The organism is Streptomyces sp. NPDC056128, assembly GCF_042263835.1.
Classification (GTDB): domain Bacteria; phylum Actinomycetota; class Actinomycetes; order Streptomycetales; family Streptomycetaceae; genus Streptomyces.
Genome location: NZ_JBHJVQ010000031.1, coordinates 55,601 through 70,300, shown reverse-complemented (window position 1 = coordinate 70,300; position 14,700 = coordinate 55,601). Strand labels below are relative to the sequence as shown.

At 73.1% G+C, this 14,700-nt stretch carries 13 protein-coding genes and 1 pseudogene; 13 read left to right on the top strand and 1 reads right to left on the bottom strand.

Annotated elements, in window-relative coordinates; translation table 11 throughout:
* Positions 1–268: 268 nt before the first annotated feature.
* The 7 genes and pseudogenes from ssd to ACFC1X_RS34325 form a co-directional block, all read left to right on the top strand.
* Positions 269–1,429 (top strand): septum site-determining protein Ssd, encoded by a 1,161-nt coding sequence (gene ssd / locus ACFC1X_RS34355; RefSeq protein WP_376361630.1) that lies wholly within the window; start codon positions 269–271, stop codon positions 1,427–1,429.
* A gap of 221 nt (positions 1,430–1,650) precedes the next feature.
* Positions 1,651–2,904, top strand: a complete 1,254-nt coding sequence (locus tag ACFC1X_RS34350) for a TadA family conjugal transfer-associated ATPase (protein ID WP_376361628.1) — start codon at positions 1,651–1,653, stop codon at positions 2,902–2,904.
* A gap of 2 nt (positions 2,905–2,906) precedes the next feature.
* Positions 2,907–3,779 (top strand): type II secretion system F family protein, encoded by an 873-nt coding sequence (locus tag ACFC1X_RS34345; protein WP_376361676.1) that lies wholly within the window; start codon positions 2,907–2,909, stop codon positions 3,777–3,779.
* Positions 3,776–4,576, top strand: a complete 801-nt coding sequence (locus ACFC1X_RS34340; RefSeq protein ID WP_376361626.1) for a type II secretion system F family protein — start codon at positions 3,776–3,778, stop codon at positions 4,574–4,576. The genes ACFC1X_RS34345 and ACFC1X_RS34340 overlap by 4 nt, the downstream gene beginning before the upstream one ends.
* A 71-nt stretch (positions 4,577–4,647) precedes the next feature.
* The gene (locus ACFC1X_RS34335) at positions 4,648–4,875 is read left to right on the top strand and encodes a DUF4244 domain-containing protein (RefSeq protein ID WP_376361624.1); all 228 of its coding nucleotides are present in this window, start codon (positions 4,648–4,650) and stop codon (positions 4,873–4,875) included.
* 70 nt (positions 4,876–4,945) lie between these two features.
* Positions 4,946–5,275 carry a TadE family type IV pilus minor pilin gene (locus ACFC1X_RS34330; RefSeq protein WP_376361622.1) on the top strand — a complete coding sequence of 110 codons (330 nt, stop codon included), beginning with the start codon at positions 4,946–4,948 and terminating at the stop codon, positions 5,273–5,275.
* Positions 5,272–5,538, top strand: a pseudogene (locus ACFC1X_RS34325) (Rv3654c family TadE-like protein); the annotation flags it as partial. The gene ACFC1X_RS34330 and the pseudogene ACFC1X_RS34325, both read left to right, overlap by 4 nt.
* A gap of 112 nt (positions 5,539–5,650) precedes the next feature.
* On the opposite strand, the gene ACFC1X_RS34320 reads toward ACFC1X_RS34325, so the two are convergent.
* Complete coding sequence (locus ACFC1X_RS34320) at positions 5,651–8,191, bottom strand: DEAD/DEAH box helicase (RefSeq protein ID WP_376361620.1); 2,541 nt, start codon at positions 8,189–8,191, stop codon at positions 5,651–5,653.
* Between the two features lie 82 nt (positions 8,192–8,273).
* Between ACFC1X_RS34320 and bldG the strand changes: the two genes are divergently transcribed.
* From bldG to ACFC1X_RS34290, 6 genes are all read left to right on the top strand, one after another.
* On the top strand, positions 8,274–8,615 hold the full coding sequence (gene bldG / locus ACFC1X_RS34315; RefSeq protein WP_003975386.1) for an anti-sigma factor antagonist BldG: 342 nt from the start codon (positions 8,274–8,276) through the stop codon (positions 8,613–8,615).
* Positions 8,616–8,722: 107 nt separating this feature from the next.
* The gene (locus ACFC1X_RS34310; protein ID WP_376361618.1) at positions 8,723–9,154 is read left to right on the top strand and encodes an ATP-binding protein; all 432 of its coding nucleotides are present in this window, start codon (positions 8,723–8,725) and stop codon (positions 9,152–9,154) included.
* A gap of 295 nt (positions 9,155–9,449) precedes the next feature.
* Positions 9,450–11,855 (top strand): sodium-translocating pyrophosphatase, encoded by a 2,406-nt coding sequence (locus tag ACFC1X_RS34305; protein WP_376361615.1) that lies wholly within the window; start codon positions 9,450–9,452, stop codon positions 11,853–11,855.
* A gap of 207 nt (positions 11,856–12,062) precedes the next feature.
* A complete protein-coding gene (locus tag ACFC1X_RS34300) occupies positions 12,063–12,653 on the top strand; it encodes a small secreted protein (protein ID WP_307014080.1) in 591 nt (196 codons plus the stop codon).
* 53 nt (positions 12,654–12,706) lie between these two features.
* Positions 12,707–14,221, top strand: a complete 1,515-nt coding sequence (locus ACFC1X_RS34295) for a methyltransferase (RefSeq protein ID WP_376361611.1) — start codon at positions 12,707–12,709, stop codon at positions 14,219–14,221.
* Between the two features lie 206 nt (positions 14,222–14,427).
* Positions 14,428–14,625 (top strand): hypothetical protein, encoded by a 198-nt coding sequence (locus ACFC1X_RS34290; protein WP_122616931.1) that lies wholly within the window; start codon positions 14,428–14,430, stop codon positions 14,623–14,625.
* Positions 14,626–14,700 lie beyond the last annotated feature (75 nt).

Here is a 14,700-nt window from a genome sequence, read left to right as displayed (position 1 = left end):
TGCGAACGGAGCGTGGGCGGGGGTGCGGGAGGCCTCGGTCGGGGCTCACCGGTTTGAGTGACGGCGATATTCACAATCGTCAACTTGTCCACAGTTTTGGACCAAGATCCACACTATTTCCGCGTTCGCCGCACCGTGATTCCCATGCGTCCGGGCCGCCCCGACTTCTGCGGCCGGATCTCTTTGCCGGACGCGTCATGTCGGCCGTTCATGCGGGGATCGCTTTCCGGTTCTTCACACGGCCGCGAATCGAAGGGGGAAGCGAACCATGGCCGGAAACATCACGCACGATCCGCCGCCCACCGCGGGAGGACGGCGCGCCGGGCCGCTGATCGTCACGGAGGACACCGAACTCCTCGACGATCTGCTGCGCCTGTGCGCCGCGGCCGGCGCCACACCGGAGGTGCACCACTCGCTGCCGGCGGTGTCGGGGGTGTCGGGGGTGGCCGCCGGGGGGACCGGGGGCGGGGCGTCCGGACAACTCGGGGGCTGGGAGGCCGCGCCGCTCGTGATCGTCGGTGACGACGCCGCGCGGCGCGTGCGCGGAGCGGTGCGGAGGCGGGGCGTGGTCCTCGTCGGCCGCGACCAGGACGACTCCGGGGTCTGGCAGCGGGCCGTCGAGATCGGAGCCGACCACGTGCTGATGCTGCCCGACGGCGAGCAGTGGCTGGTCGACCGCATCGCCGACGTCACCGAGGGCGTCGGCAGGCCGGCCCTCACCGTCGGCGTCATCGGCGGCCGGGGCGGCGCGGGAGCGTCGACGCTGGCCTGCGCGCTCGCCGTCACCTCCGCGCGGGAGGGGATGCGCAGCCTGCTGGTGGACGCCGATCCGCTGGGCGGCGGTCTGGACGTCCTCCTCGGCGGTGAGACCGCAGACGGGCTGAGGTGGCCCGCGTTCGCCGCCTCGCGCGGACGCGTCGGGGGCGGCGCCCTGGAGGAGTCGCTGCCGGAGCTGCATGCGCTGCGGGTGCTCAGCTGGGACCGGGGCGACTGCGTCGCGGTACCGGCGCAGGCCGTCCGCGCGGTGCTCGCCGCGGCCCGGCGCCGGGGCGGCACGGTCGTCGTCGACCTGCCGCGCCGGATCGACGACAGCGTCGCGGAGGTCCTCGCCCAGCTCGACGTCGGGCTCCTCGTCGTCCCCGCCGAGCTGCGGGCCGTCGCGGCGGCCGGCCGGGTGGCCACCGCGGTCGGCATGGTCCTGCGCGACCTCCGCGTCGCGGTACGCGGGCCGTACGCCTCCGGACTCGACGACCGCGAGGTGGCCCGGCTGCTCGGACTGCCCCTGGCCGGTGAGGTACCGGTCGAGTCGGGACTCCTGCGCGCCACGGAGAGCCGACGCCCACCGGGCACGTCCGCCCGCGGACCGCTGGCGCGCTTCTGCCGGGAGTTCTGGGACCGGGCGCTGGTGGAGACGGGGGGTGCGGTGTGAGCGCGGTGGGTTCGGTGTTCTTGGGGGAGTCGGGCGAGGGAGGGGGCGCGGTGGTGCCCGGGGGATCCGGAGGGCGCGGGCGCGGTTCCGAGACACCGAGGGGGCGGGCTGCCGGAGTCGTCCCCGGCTGGGCCTCCCGGACGCCCTCGGGTGGGGCCGGTCCGGTCCGGTCGGCCGGTTCGGTCGCGGGTGGGGCTCAGGGATCGGCTCCCGCTCCCGGGATGCTCGACGGGGTGCGGAGGTGGCTGGCCGAGAGCGGGGCGGAACCGACACCCGCGCGCGTGGCGCAGGCCCTGCGCGAACAGGGGCGGGTGCTCGGAGACGCCGAGATCCTCGGCACCGCGGCCCAGCTCAGGTCGGAACTGGTCGGCAGCGGGCCACTGGAACCGCTGCTCGCCGACCCGTCGGTGACCGACGTGCTGGTGTCCGCACCGGACCGGGTCTGGGTCGACCGGGGCGGTGGTCTGGAACTCACGCCGGTCTCCTTCCCGGACGCCGGGGCGGTACGGCGGCTCGCCCAGCGCCTCGCCACCGTCGCCGGACGACGGCTCGACGACGCCCGGCCGTGGGTGGACGCCCGGCTGCCCGACGGCACCCGGCTGCACGCGGTGCTGCCACCGGTCGCCGTCGGCTGCACCTGCCTGTCGCTGCGGGTGGTGCGACCGCGCGCGTTCACGCTCGACGAGCTGGCGGCGGCGGGCACCGTGCCGCCGGGCGGGGACCGGGTGCTGCGCGCCCTGTTGCGGGCCCGGCTGTCGTTCCTCGTCAGCGGAGGCACGGGCAGCGGCAAGACGACGCTCCTGAGCGCGCTGCTCGGGCTCGTCGGACCGGACGAGCGCATCGTGCTGGCCGAGGACTCGGCGGAACTGCGGCCGGATCACCCGCATGTCGTCCGCCTGGAGACCAGACCCGCCAACCAGGAGGCCGCGGGCCTGGTCACCCTTGAGGACCTGGTCCGGCAGGCGCTGCGGATGCGCCCGGACCGGCTGGTCGTGGGCGAGGTGCGCGGCCCCGAAGTGGTCCACCTGCTCGCGGCGTTGAACACCGGTCACGAAGGCGGGTGCGGGACGGTGCACGCCAACGCCGCCGCCGACGTACCGGCCCGGCTGGAGGCGCTCGGCACGGCGGCCGGCCTGGACCGCGCGGCCCTGCACAGCCAGCTCGCCGCGGCCCTCTCGGTCGTCCTGCACCTGGTCCGCGACCGGACCGGCAGGCGCCGGATCGCCGAGGTGCACGTACTGGAGCGGGACCCGTCGGGGCTGGTGCGGACGGTACCGGCCCTGCGGTGGGGCACGGCGGCCTTCGTGGCCGAACGCGGGTGGGAGCGGCTGCGGGAGCTGCTGCGCGGTGAGGGGCTCGGAGGGCTCGAGGGACTCGGAGGGCTCGAAGGGGTCGGAGGGCTCGAAGGGGTCGGAGGGCTCGAAGGGGTCGGAGGGCTCGACGGGCGAGCGCGTCGGACGGGAGGCGAGCGGTGACGGTGACGGGGACGGGTGAGCTGTCGACGGGTGTGGCCCTGGCGTGCCTGGGGACCGCCGCCTGGCTGGCTGGCGGATGGCACTCCGGCGTACGACGCGCGCGGGCGGTGCTGGCGGAAGGCGGGCAGGGCGGGACCGGACCGCCGCCGGTGCGCCGGATGACGGAGCGGCTGTGGCGGGCCCGTGGCCGACTGGGGTTCGAGTGGTGGTCCCCGGCCGCGGGGCTGGTGGTGGCGCTGCTGGGCGCCTCGGTGCTGCCGCTGCTCGCGGGAGCGGCCGGGGTGCCGGTACTGCGCCGGACGCGACTGGCCGGCGATGCGAGGCGGGCCCGGGAGCGGCGGCAGGACGCGGTGCTCGCGCTCTGCGGCGCGCTCGCCGGGGAGGTGCGGGCGGGTCGGCAGCCCGGCGAGGCGCTGTTGTGCGCCGAGCGTGACTCCGGCGGGCTGGGGGACGCGCAGGCGGCCGTGCTGGCGGCGGCCCGGTTCGGCGGGGACGTTCCGGGGGCGCTCGCGGCGGCGGCGCGGCAGCCGGGCGCCGAGGGGCTGCGGGGTCTCGCCGCCTGCTGGCGGGTCGCCGTCGACCAGGGGGCGGGGCTGGCCGCCGGACTCGACCGGCTGGAGGGCGCGTTGCGTGCCGAGCGGGACCAGCGCTCCGACCTGCGCGCCCAGTTGGCGGGCGCCCGGGCCACGGCGGTGATGCTCGCGGGCCTGCCGGTCCTCGGTCTCCTGCTCGGCGTCGCCCTCGGCTCCGATCCGCTGCACGTGCTGCTGCACACCGGAGCAGGGCTCGGCTGCCTGCTGGCCGGCGGGCTGCTGGAGGGCCTGGGCGTGTGGTGGGTGACGCGGATCGTGCGCGGAGCGGAGGCGGTGTCGTGAACGGCGACGTTGTCCACAGGCTGGGGGTAGTGGTGGGGGTTCTGGCGGCGGTCGTTTGGGCGGCGCGGGTGCTCGGAGCCGCGCGGCGGGAGCGGACGGTGCACAGGCGGCTCACGGGGCTGCTGACGCCGGTCCCGGCCCGCGTGACGCCACGACGCACCGAGGAGGTGCGGGCCGTCGCCCGCGCGTGGCTGCCGCTGCTGGGCACGGTGTGTGCCGGCTGGGTCGTGGTCGGGGGTGCCGCCGGTGCCGTGGTGGGACTGGCGGGCGCGGCGGTGCTGTGGCGGCGACGCTCCCGACGCCCTGCCACCGGCACGCCCGCGGCCGGGGCCATCGCCACACAGGCCGCGCGTCAACTGCCCTTGGCTGCCGATCTGCTGGCGGCCTGCATCGCGGCGGGTGCGAGTCCGGTGACCGCCGCGCGGGCGGTGGGGGACGCCTTGGGCGGGCCCGTGGGAGAGGCGTTGGGGCGTGGCGCCGCGGAGGTGCGACTGGGCGGTGAACCGGACGGTGCCTGGCGCGGGTTGGCCGGGATCCCGGGTGCCGGTCCACTGGCGCGGCTGCTGGAACGGGCCGACGTGTCGGGACTGCCCGCGGCAGGTCCGGCCGCCCGGCTCGCCGCCCAGGCCCGCGCCGACTGGGCCCGCACCACGACGGCCCGGGCCCGCCGGGCGGCCGTCATGGTCACCGCGCCGGTGGGGCTGTGCTTCCTGCCCGCCTTCATCGCGGTGGGCGTACTGCCGGTCGTCATCGGGCTGGCCGGCGGGGTGTTGGGAGACGGGGGAGGTGGTCGCTGACGGAACGGGGGCGTACCGGCCGCGAGCCGGAGAGCGAGTGAACAACGGGATCGAACCTCAAGGGGGTTGAGATGTATCAGGCGGTACGGGCACGGCTGAGTGCCCTGGTGTGCGGAGCACGGACGGCGTTGCGGCGACGGGGCGCGGGGCGGGACGCGGGCATGGTCACGTCGGAGTACGCGATGGGGATCGTCGCGGCGGTGGCGTTCGCCGTGGTCCTCTACAAGGTCGTGACGAGCGGTACGGTCAGCGCCGAGTTGCAGGGCATCGTGAAGCGGGCGCTCGATGCGCGGATGTGAGCGGACGGCCGGGACACAGGCGGTGCCGGGAGCCCGCCGGGGGTGCGGACGCCGCTCCGACGGAGGGTTCGTGACCGCCGAGACGGCCGTGGTGCTGCCGGTGTTGGTGGTGTTCGCGATGGCACTGGTGTGGGGGCTGCTGGTGGTGGCCGCCCAGATCCAGTGCGTGGACGCGGCCCGCACGGGCGCACGCGCGGCGGCACGCCAGGACCCGGACGGCGCGGTCGTCGAGCTCGCCCGGGAGGCGGCACCGCGCGGCGCACGGGTCACGGTGGTCCGGGAGGCGGGCCTGGTCCGTGTGGTCGTGGTGGCCGAGCCACCGGCGTTGCACGGCCTCCCCTTCGAGGTACGGGAGGAGGCCGTGGCGTCGGCGGAGCGAGCGGTGGGGGCGGAGCCGTGAGGCGCGCCCATGACCAGGGGTCCGCCACCGTCTGGAGTGTGGGCGCCGTCGCCGTCCTGTGCCTGGTGTTCGGCATCGTGCTGGCCCTGGGACAGGCGGTGGTGGCCCGGCACCGCGCCGCCGGAGGCGCCGATCTGGCGGCGCTGGCGGCGGCGGACCACTGGGCCCGCGGCGGCACGGCGGCGTGTGCCGAGGCCGACCGGGTCGCGCGGGCCCAGGGGGCACGGTTGGTGCGCTGTGTGCTGACCGGGCAGGTCTCGGACGTGTCGGCGGCGTCGGGCCGGGGCCCGTTCGCGGCGGAGGTCCGTGCGAGGGCGGGCCCGGGCCTGCCCACGGGGCCTCAGCCCGACGAACCCCAGCCCACCGAACCTCTGCCTACTGAGCCTGCTCCGCTTCAGCCTGTCCCGTCTGTCCCGTCTGTTCGGTCTGTGCCGTCCGAGGCCGCTCCGTCTCCACCGCCGCTGCCGCCGCCTCCGCGCCCCGCAGCAGCACCGTGAGCAGCCGCACCGCCCCCCGCTTGTGCAACGGATCGTTGCCGTTGCCGCACTTGGGGGACTGGATGCAGGACGGGCAGCCGGCGTCGCACTCGCAGGAGGCGATGGCCTCCCGGGTGGCCGTGAGCCATTCGCGGGCCGTGTGGAAGGCGCGCTCCGCGAAACCCGCGCCGCCGGGGTGGCCGTCGTACACGAAGACGGTGGGGAGCAGCGTGTCCGGGTGCAGCGGGATCGACACCCCGCCGATGTCCCAGCGGTCGCAGGTCGCGAACAGCGGCAGCATGCCGATGGAGGCGTGCTCGGCGGCGTGCAGGGCGCCGCCGAGGATCTCCGGGTTGATCCGGGCCGCGTCGAGCTGGTCCTCGGTGACCGTCCACCAGACCGCGCGCGTGCGCAGCGTCCGAGGAGGGAGGTCGAGCTTCGTCTCGCCCAGGACCTCGCCGGTGATGAGGCGCCGGCGCAGGAAGGAGACCACTTGGTTGGTGACCTCGACGGAGCCGTAGCAGAGGCGCCCGTCGCCCCAGGGGACCTCGATGTCGGTCTCCAGGACCGAGATCGCCGTCGTGTCGCGGGCGACCGTCGAGTAGGCGGGGGTGGCCTGTTCCACCAGCGCGACGGAGTCCTCCAGGTCGAGGGAGCGGACGAGATAGGTGCGCCCCTGGTGGAGGTGCACGGCGCCCTCGTGGACGCTCGTGTGGGCGGCACCGGCGTCCACCGTGCCCAGCAGCCGCCCCGTCCCGGCCTCGACGACCTGGACCGGACGTCCGCCCTCCCCTCGGATGTCCGTCAGGTCGGCGGCCCGCTCCCGGCGTGTCCAGTGCCAGGCCCGGGTCCGCCGGCGGAGCAGCTTGGCCGCCTCCAGCTGGGGCAGCAGCTCCTCGCAGGCGGGGCCGAAGAGCTTCAGGTCCTCCTCCGTCAGGGGCAGCTCGGCCGCCGCCGCGCACAGATGGGGGGCGAGGACGTAGGGGTTGTCGGGATCGAGGACGGTCGACTCGACGGGCTGGTCGAACAGCGCCTCGGGGTGGTGGACGAGGAAGGTGTCCAGCGGGTCGTCCCGGGCGACCAGCACCGCCAGGGCCCCCTGACCCGCGCGACCCGCCCGGCCCGCCTGCTGCCACAGGGACGCCCGCGTGCCCGGGTACCCCGCGATCACCACGGCGTCCAGGCCGGAGATGTCGAGGCCGAGTTCGAGGGCGTTCGTCGCCGCGAGCCCGAGGAGTTCGCCGGAGTGCAGGGCACGCTCCAGGGCGCGGCGTTCCTCGGGGAGGTAGCCGCCGCGGTACGCCGCCACGCGCCGGGTCAGGGAGCGGTCGACCTCGGCGAGGCGCTCCTGGGCGATCACCGAGATCAGCTCGGCGCCACGCCGGGACCGTACGAAGGTGATCGACCGCATGCCCTGGACGGTGAGGTCGGTGAGCAGGTCGGCGGCCTCGGCGGTGGCCGTGCGGCGCACCGGGGCGCCCTTCTCGCCCTCCAGCTCGGTCAGCGGCGGCTCCCAGAGGGCGAACACCAGTTCACCGCGCGGTGAGGCGTCGTCCGCGACCTCGACGACCGGGAGCCCGGTGAGCCGGCGGGCCGCCCTCGACGGCTCGGCGGCCGTGGCGGAGGCGAGCAGGAACACGGGCGACGCGCCGTAGCGGGCGCACAGTCGGCGCAGCCTGCGCAGCACCTGCGCGACGTGGGAGCCGAAGACGCCGCGGTAGGTGTGGCACTCGTCGACGACGACGTACTTCAGCGACTTCAGGAAGGAGGACCAGCGGGGGTGGGACGGCAGGATGCCGCGGTGCAGCATGTCCGGGTTGGTCAGCACGTAGGTGCCGTACTGGCGGATCCACTCGCGTTCCTCGAACGGCGTGTCGCCGTCGTACACCGCGGCGCGGACGGCCGTGCCGAGAGGTTGTGAAAGTTCCTTCACCGACCGGCACTGGTCGGCCGCGAGTGCCTTGGTCGGGGCCAGGTAGAGGGTGGTGGCGCCGCGTCCGTTGGGGGCCTCGGAGCCGTCCAGGAGCGTCGACAGCACCGGCACCAGATAGGCCAGGGACTTGCCGGAGGCGGTGCCGGTGGCGACCACCACGGAGTCGCCGTCCAGGGCGTGCTCGGCGACACGTGCCTGGTGGGCCCACGGATGTTCGATACCCGCGGCCTGCACGGCGGCGACGACCTCCGGCCGAATCCGGTCCGGCCAGACGGCATGACGGCCCGCACGCGGGGGCAAGTGCTCCGTATGAGTGATGCGCGCAGCCCGACTCGGTCCCGCGGCGAGCCGGTCCAGGACCGTGCCTGGTTCCGGCCGGGAGCCGGGCTCCGCCGGGGGTCGATCGGGTCGGTGATTCTTGGCCATCGGCACCGAGTCTGTCACTGGCGTGACGGACAATGGGACCAAGGCGTCGTGCACGCCTGCCGGTAAGTGATTGAATGCCATCGCGGCTGGCGTACCGTCCTGGGGGCTTCAAGCCGAGGTGTCCCGATGGACGACCGCTCGATAGCAAGGTGCTGGAGGATCCGTGGACCTGTCCCTGTCGACCCGTACCGTCGGCGATCGTACGGTCGTCGAGGTCGGTGGCGAAATTGACGTATACACCGCGCCCAAGTTGCGTGAGCAGCTGGTCGAGCTCGTGAACGACGGGAGTTTCCACCTCGTCGTCGACATGGAGGGCGTGGACTTCCTCGACTCCACGGGGCTCGGCGTGCTGGTCGGCGGACTGAAGCGGGTGCGCGCCCATGAGGGCTCGCTGCGCCTGGTCTGCAACCAGGAGCGCATTCTCAAGATCTTCCGTATCACCGGCCTCACCAAGGTGTTCCCCATTCACACCTCGGTCGAGGAAGCGGTGGCGGCCACCGACTGACGACCGGTCCCGGGCCCGCGGGCCCGGGACGGCGAGAGAACGAGGGGGGTCCGGGCCGTCGGCGGCCCGGACCCTCGAAAGCACGCCCGTAGTTCCTAGGGGGATGCATGGCCACCGTTGAACTCCGCTTCAGCGCGCTGCCCGAGCATGTCCGTACCGCCCGTCTGGTGGCGGCCGCGGTGGCACGAAGGGCCGGAGTGGACGAGGCCGTCCTCGACGAGGTCAGGCTCGCCGTCGGCGAGGCATGCACGCGGGCTGTGGGCCTGCATCAGCACGTCGGCATCACGGCGCCGGTCAAGGTGTCGCTGATCGAGGAGGAGAAGCAGTTCTCCATCGAGGTCGGCGATGAGGCGCCGCACGCGGTCCCCGGTGACCGGGCCCCGGGTGCCGGGGCCGACGAACCGGAGGCCGAGGAGGACGAGATGGGCCTCGCGGTCATCAGCGGACTCGTCGACGACGTGGAGGTCAAGGCCGGTGAGGACGGCGGACTGATCCGCATGACCTGGCCGACCGCGCCGGCGGTGCTCCCGCCGGTCTGACCGCTCCCGCATCACCCACCCGTATCACCCGAAGGGCCCTACCTCGTAGGGCCCTTCGTCATGTGCGGATCTACAGTGGTGCCGTGCGGGCGTCAAGTGAATTCATTCACGATCAATGGCGTGGTAAATGGATCACGACAGGAAGTCGAGACATTAATGCGGGAAGGGCATTACTACTTCTCGGCTCCTTGTGGTTGACAGGTCATTTCCTTTTGTCGTGCACTGTTTTGATCAGCTTCCGGTACCTACAATCCCGTCCACATCTTGAGCTCAGCCCAAGCGTCAAGGAGGACGAATGGCGGAGCTTTCCACCCCTCATCAGTTGGGCGACCCCTCGACCCTCGCGGCCGCCGTGCTCACCGACGGAAACCGTGTCCTGATCGCGGTCATCGCCGTCGTCGCACTGGCCGCGCTGGTGCTCGCGGGCATCCTGGTGCGCCAGGTGCTCGCGGCGGGCGAGGGCACCGAGAGCATGAAAGAGATCGCGGCGGCCGTCCAGGAAGGCGCTAACGCCTATCTGGCCAGGCAGCTTCGCACGCTCGGCGTATTCGCCGTGATCGTGTTCTTTCTGCTCATGCTGCTGCCCGCGGACGACTGGAATCAACGAGCCGGGAGATCGATCTTCTTCCTGATCGGCGCGGCGTTCTCGGCGGCCACCGGCTATATCGGCATGTGGCTCGCCGTGCGCAGCAATGTGCGTGTCGCCGCGGCGGCGCGGGAAGCGACTCCGGCCCCGGGCGAACCGGAAAAGGATCTCACTCTCGTCTCGCACAAGGCGACGAAGATCGCTTTTCGCACGGGCGGCGTGGTCGGCATGTTCACGGTGGGGCTCGGCCTGCTGGGCGCCTGCTGCGTGGTGCTGGTCTACGCGGCCGACGCGCCGAAGGTCCTGGAGGGCTTCGGCCTCGGTGCCGCGCTGATCGCGATGTTCATGCGGGTCGGCGGCGGCATCTTCACCAAGGCCGCCGACGTCGGCGCCGACCTGGTCGGCAAGGTCGAACAGGGCATTCCGGAGGACGATCCGCGCAATGCCGCGACCATCGCCGACAACGTGGGCGACAACGTCGGCGACTGTGCGGGCATGGCCGCCGACCTCTTCGAGTCCTACGCCGTCACCCTGGTGGCCGCACTGATCCTCGGCAAGGTGGCCTTCGGCGACTCCGGGCTGGCGTTCCCGCTGCTGGTGCCGGCGATCGGTGTGGTCACCGCCATGATCGGCATCTTCGCGGTGGCGCCCCGGCGCTCCGACCGCAGCGGCATGAGCGCGATCAACCGAGGCTTCTTCATCTCCGCGGTGATCTCGCTCGTCCTGGTCGCGGTGGCCGTCTTCGTCTACCTGCCCGGGAAGTACTCCGAGCTGGACGGCGTCACCGACGCGGCGATCGCGGGCAAGAGCGGCGACCCGCGGATCCTCGCGCTCGTCGCGGTGGCCATCGGCATCGTGCTGGCCGCCCTGATCCAGCAGCTCACCGGCTACTTCACCGAGACCACCAGGCGCCCCGTCAAGGACATCGGCAAGTCCTCGCTCACCGGTCCCGCCACCGTCGTCCTCGCCGGTATCTCGCTCGGTCTCGAATCCGCCGTCTACACCGCCCTGTTGATCGGCCTCGGCGTCTACGGGGCGTTCCTGCTCGGCGGCGCCTCGATCATGCTGGCGCTGTTCGCGGTGGCGCTGGCCGGCACCGGCCTGCTCACCACGGTCGGTGTGATCGTCGCCATGGACACCTTCGGTCCGGTCTCCGACAACGCGCAGGGCATCGCCGAGATGTCCGGCGACGTCCACGGCGCGGGCGCCCAGGTGCTCACCGACCTGGACGCCGTCGGCAACACCACCAAGGCCATCACCAAGGGCATCGCCATCGCCACCGCGGTCCTCGCGGCGGCGGCCCTGTTCGGGTCGTACCGCGACGCCATCACCACCGGCGCGGCGGACGTGGGCGAGAAACTCAGCGGCGAGGGAGCGCCGATGAGCCTGATGATGGACATCTCGCAGCCCAACAACCTCGTCGGGCTCATCGCGGGCGCGGCGGTCGTCTTCCTCTTCTCGGGGCTGGCGATCAACGCGGTGTCGCGGTCGGCGGGCGCGGTGGTCTACGAGGTGCGGCGGCAGTTCCGGGAGCGGCCCGGAATCATGGACTACAGCGAGAAACCCGAGTACGGCAAGGTCGTCGACATCTGCACCAGGGACGCCCTGCGGGAACTCGCCACGCCCGGACTGCTCGCCGTGCTGGCGCCGATCTTCATCGGGTTCACGCTCGGCGTGGGCGCGCTCGGCGCGTTCCTCGCGGGCGCCATCGGCGCGGGCACCCTGATGGCGGTGTTCCTCGCCAACTCCGGCGGCTCCTGGGACAACGCCAAGAAGCTCGTCGAGGACGGCCACCACGGCGGCAAGGGCAGCGAGGCCCACGCCGCCACCGTGATCGGCGACACGGTCGGCGACCCGTTCAAGGACACCGCGGGACCGGCCATCAACCCGCTGCTGAAGGTCATGAACCTGGTGGCACTGCTCATCGCGCCCGCCGTCATCAAGTTCTCCTACGGGGCCGACAAGAGCATCGGCGTGCGGGTGGTGATCGCGGTCCTCGCGTTCCTTGTCATCGCGGGGGCGGTCTACGTGTCCAAGCGGCGCGGGATCGCGATGGGTGACGAAGACAACGCCGGCCACGAGCCCAAGTCGGCCGATCCGGCGGTGGTTTCGTAGCGGACGGCGCGGGACCCTCGTAGGAGGCGCAGCTCAAGAGGCGGGCGGACGGCGCGTGTTGACGCGTCGGCCGCCCGCCCCGTGCCTGTGCGCTCCCTTCACCGTGACCCTTCTCTCTCTTGGTGCAAATGGCTGCAATACGGTCTTAACGGATGTTCGTCCGGCGGATGTCCCCCATCCGGCGTGTATGTTCCGGGGCCGAGAGCCATGGAAGGGACCAAACCGGTGAACAAGAAGCTCGCGGTCGCACTGTCCGGCGGTGCGGTACTGGCACTGGCGCTGACGGGATGCGGTGGCAGCGACGACAACGAGAAGCTGAACTCCTGGGCGAAGGACGTCTGCGACGGGGTGCAGCCGCAGGCCAAGAAGATCGAGGCGGCCAACGCGGCGATCCAGAAGGAGACCTCGGACAACAGCACTCCGGCGGAGGTCCAGAAGACCGACGCGAAGGCGTTCCAGGACATGTCCGACGCCTACAAGGCGATGGGCGCCACCGTCCAGAAGGCCGGCGCTCCGGACGTCGAGGACGGCGAGAAGAAGCAGAAGGACGCGGTCACCGAGCTGAACGGCCTCTCCACGTCGTACGCCTCCCTAAGGAAGCAGGTGGAGGACCTCGACACCAAGGACCAGGCGAAGTTCGCCGACGGCCTCAAGGACATCGCCACCGAGCTGAACAAGCTCAGCAAGAGCGGCAGCGACGCGCTGAAGACCCTGGAGGAGGGTGAGGTCGGCCAGGCGATGGCGAAGCAGGAGAGCTGCAAGGCGGCCTCCGTGACGCCGTCGGCCACGGCGGGCTGATCTCCCCACGCCGACACGGGGCGGAGGGCGGAGAGCGGGGCCACAATGGGGGTGTGAGTAACGCCAGCCTGTCCCCCCTGCCCTCCGCCGACCGCCCCGACGTCACCGCCCGGCTGCGGGACGCCCTGCTCGGGGCCTCCTTCACCGCCGACGGACTGCTGGAGCTGCTGGGTGCCCCCGCCTACGCGGCGCTGTCGCGCAGCGAGACCGTGCCCGCGCTCCGGGCCACCCGCGGCGACACGCCGCTCGAACTGCTCGTCCGGCTGTTCCTGCTCCAGCAACCCGTGCCCCACGCGCGCGTGACGGACGTTCTGCCCGTCGACGCCTGCCTGGAGACCGGCTGGCTGGTCCGGACGGACGACGAGGTGGCGGCCACCGTGGACGTACGGCCCTACGGCGGACCCGGCGGCGAGGACTGGTTCATCGTCTCCGACCTGGGCTGCGCGGTCGGCGGCGCCGGAGGCATCGGCAACCACGCCCAGGGCGTCGTCCTCGGCGTCGGCGGCGCCTCCACGACCCTCGCGGGCCTCACCGTGCGCACCCCCGTCTCCGCCGCCCTCGACCTCGGCACCGGCTCCGGCATCCAGGCGCTGCACGCCGCCGCGCACGCCACGCGCGTGACGGCCACCGACGTCAACCCGCGCGCGCTGCACATCACCGCGCTCACGCTCGCCCTGTCCGGGGCCCCGGCCGCCGAGCTGCGCGAGGGCTCGCTGTACGAGCCGGTCGACGAGGACGCGACGTACGACCTGATCGTCTCCAACCCGCCCTTCGTGATCTCGCCCGGCGCCCGCCTCACCTACCGCGACGGCGGCATGGGCGGGGACGATCTGTGCCGCCGGCTCGTTCAGGAGACGGGGGAGCGGCTGAACCCGGGCGGGTTCGCGCACTTCCTCGCCAACTGGCAGCACGTGGAGGGGGAGGACTGGACGGACCGGCTGCGCTCCTGGGTGCCGCGCGGCTGCGACGCCTGGATCGTGCAGCGCGAGGTGCAGGACATCACGCAGTACGCCGAGCTGTGGCTCAGGGACGCGGGCGACCACCGCGGTGACGCGGCCGAGTACCAGGCGCGGTACGACGCGTGGCTGGACGAGTTCGAGGCGCGCAAGGTCAGGGCCGTCGGCTTCGGCTGGATCACGCTGCGCCGGACCGGGGCCGCCGAGCCCTCGGTCGTCGCCGAGGAGTGGCCGCACCCGATCGAGCAGCCGCTCGGCGAGACGGTGCGCGCGCACTTCGACCGCGTCGACTACCTCCGCGCCCACGACGACGCCGCCCTGCTCGAAGCGCACTTCACGCTGGCCGGCGAGGTCGTCCAGGAGCAGGTCGGGCTGCCCGGCGCCGAGGACCCGGAGCACGTCGTCCTGCGCCAGAACCGCGGCATGCGCCGGGCCACCCGGGTCGACACGGTCGGCGCCGGTTTCGCGGGCGTCTGCGACGGCACCATGAGCGCGGGCCGCATCCTGGACGCCATCGCCCAGCTGGTCGGCGAGGACCCGGTGGCGCTGCGCGACCGCACTCCCGCCCAGATCCGGCTGCTGGTGGAGCAGGGCTTCCTCGAACCGGCGTAGAGACATGCCACGTAGAGGCGTGCCTCGTGGAGACATGCCTCACCGGTCCCCGCCCTCCCGTCGCCGAACGGGAAGAACGAGCCACGCGCGGTGGCCGGCCGCCCGTCGGCTCCCCGTTCACCTCGGGTTCGCCTGCCCGCCGCCCGCGCGTGACAGCGTCCCCGATGCTGCACACGCGCGGGCTGGAGAAAAGGGGCACGGGGACCATGGAGAGCGGGCCGGCGATCTTCGCGGGATTGGTGTTCGCCCTGTTCGGGGCCGGTCTGCTGGTGTGGACCACGACGCGGGTGCGGCACGGCCGGCCCGTCGCGCACGGTGTGAGCCCCGTCGCATCGGCGACCGCCGCGAGTGTCGCCGCCGTGGTCGCGCTGGCCCTCGGGGCATGGTGCCTGTCGCACGTGTGAGAGGCCGGTTCCGGTCCCCTGCCGCAGGCTCCCCCGCGTAATCGGGGGATCGCGCTCCGGATACCCGGATCAGGG

What these genes read in the sequence shown, in the direction of transcription:
- ACFC1X_RS34305 (WP_376361615.1), top strand. Translation starts at nt 9,450, where the DNA reads ATGGCGGAGCTTTCCACCCCTCATCAGTTGGGCGACCCCTCGACCCTC.
- ACFC1X_RS34335 (WP_376361624.1), top strand. Translation starts at nt 4,648, where the DNA reads ATGTATCAGGCGGTACGGGCACGGCTGAGTGCCCTGGTGTGCGGAGCA.
- ACFC1X_RS34310 (WP_376361618.1), top strand. Translation starts at nt 8,723, where the DNA reads ATGGCCACCGTTGAACTCCGCTTCAGCGCGCTGCCCGAGCATGTCCGT.
- ACFC1X_RS34320 (WP_376361620.1), bottom strand. Translation starts at nt 8,191, where the DNA reads ATGGCATTCAATCACTTACCGGCAGGCGTGCACGACGCCTTGGTCCCA.
- ACFC1X_RS34300 (WP_307014080.1), top strand. Translation starts at nt 12,063, where the DNA reads ATGGAAGGGACCAAACCGGTGAACAAGAAGCTCGCGGTCGCACTGTCC.
- ACFC1X_RS34290 (WP_122616931.1), top strand. Translation starts at nt 14,428, where the DNA reads ATGGAGAGCGGGCCGGCGATCTTCGCGGGATTGGTGTTCGCCCTGTTC.
- ACFC1X_RS34350 (WP_376361628.1), top strand. Translation starts at nt 1,651, where the DNA reads ATGCTCGACGGGGTGCGGAGGTGGCTGGCCGAGAGCGGGGCGGAACCG.
- ssd (WP_376361630.1), top strand. Translation starts at nt 269, where the DNA reads ATGGCCGGAAACATCACGCACGATCCGCCGCCCACCGCGGGAGGACGG.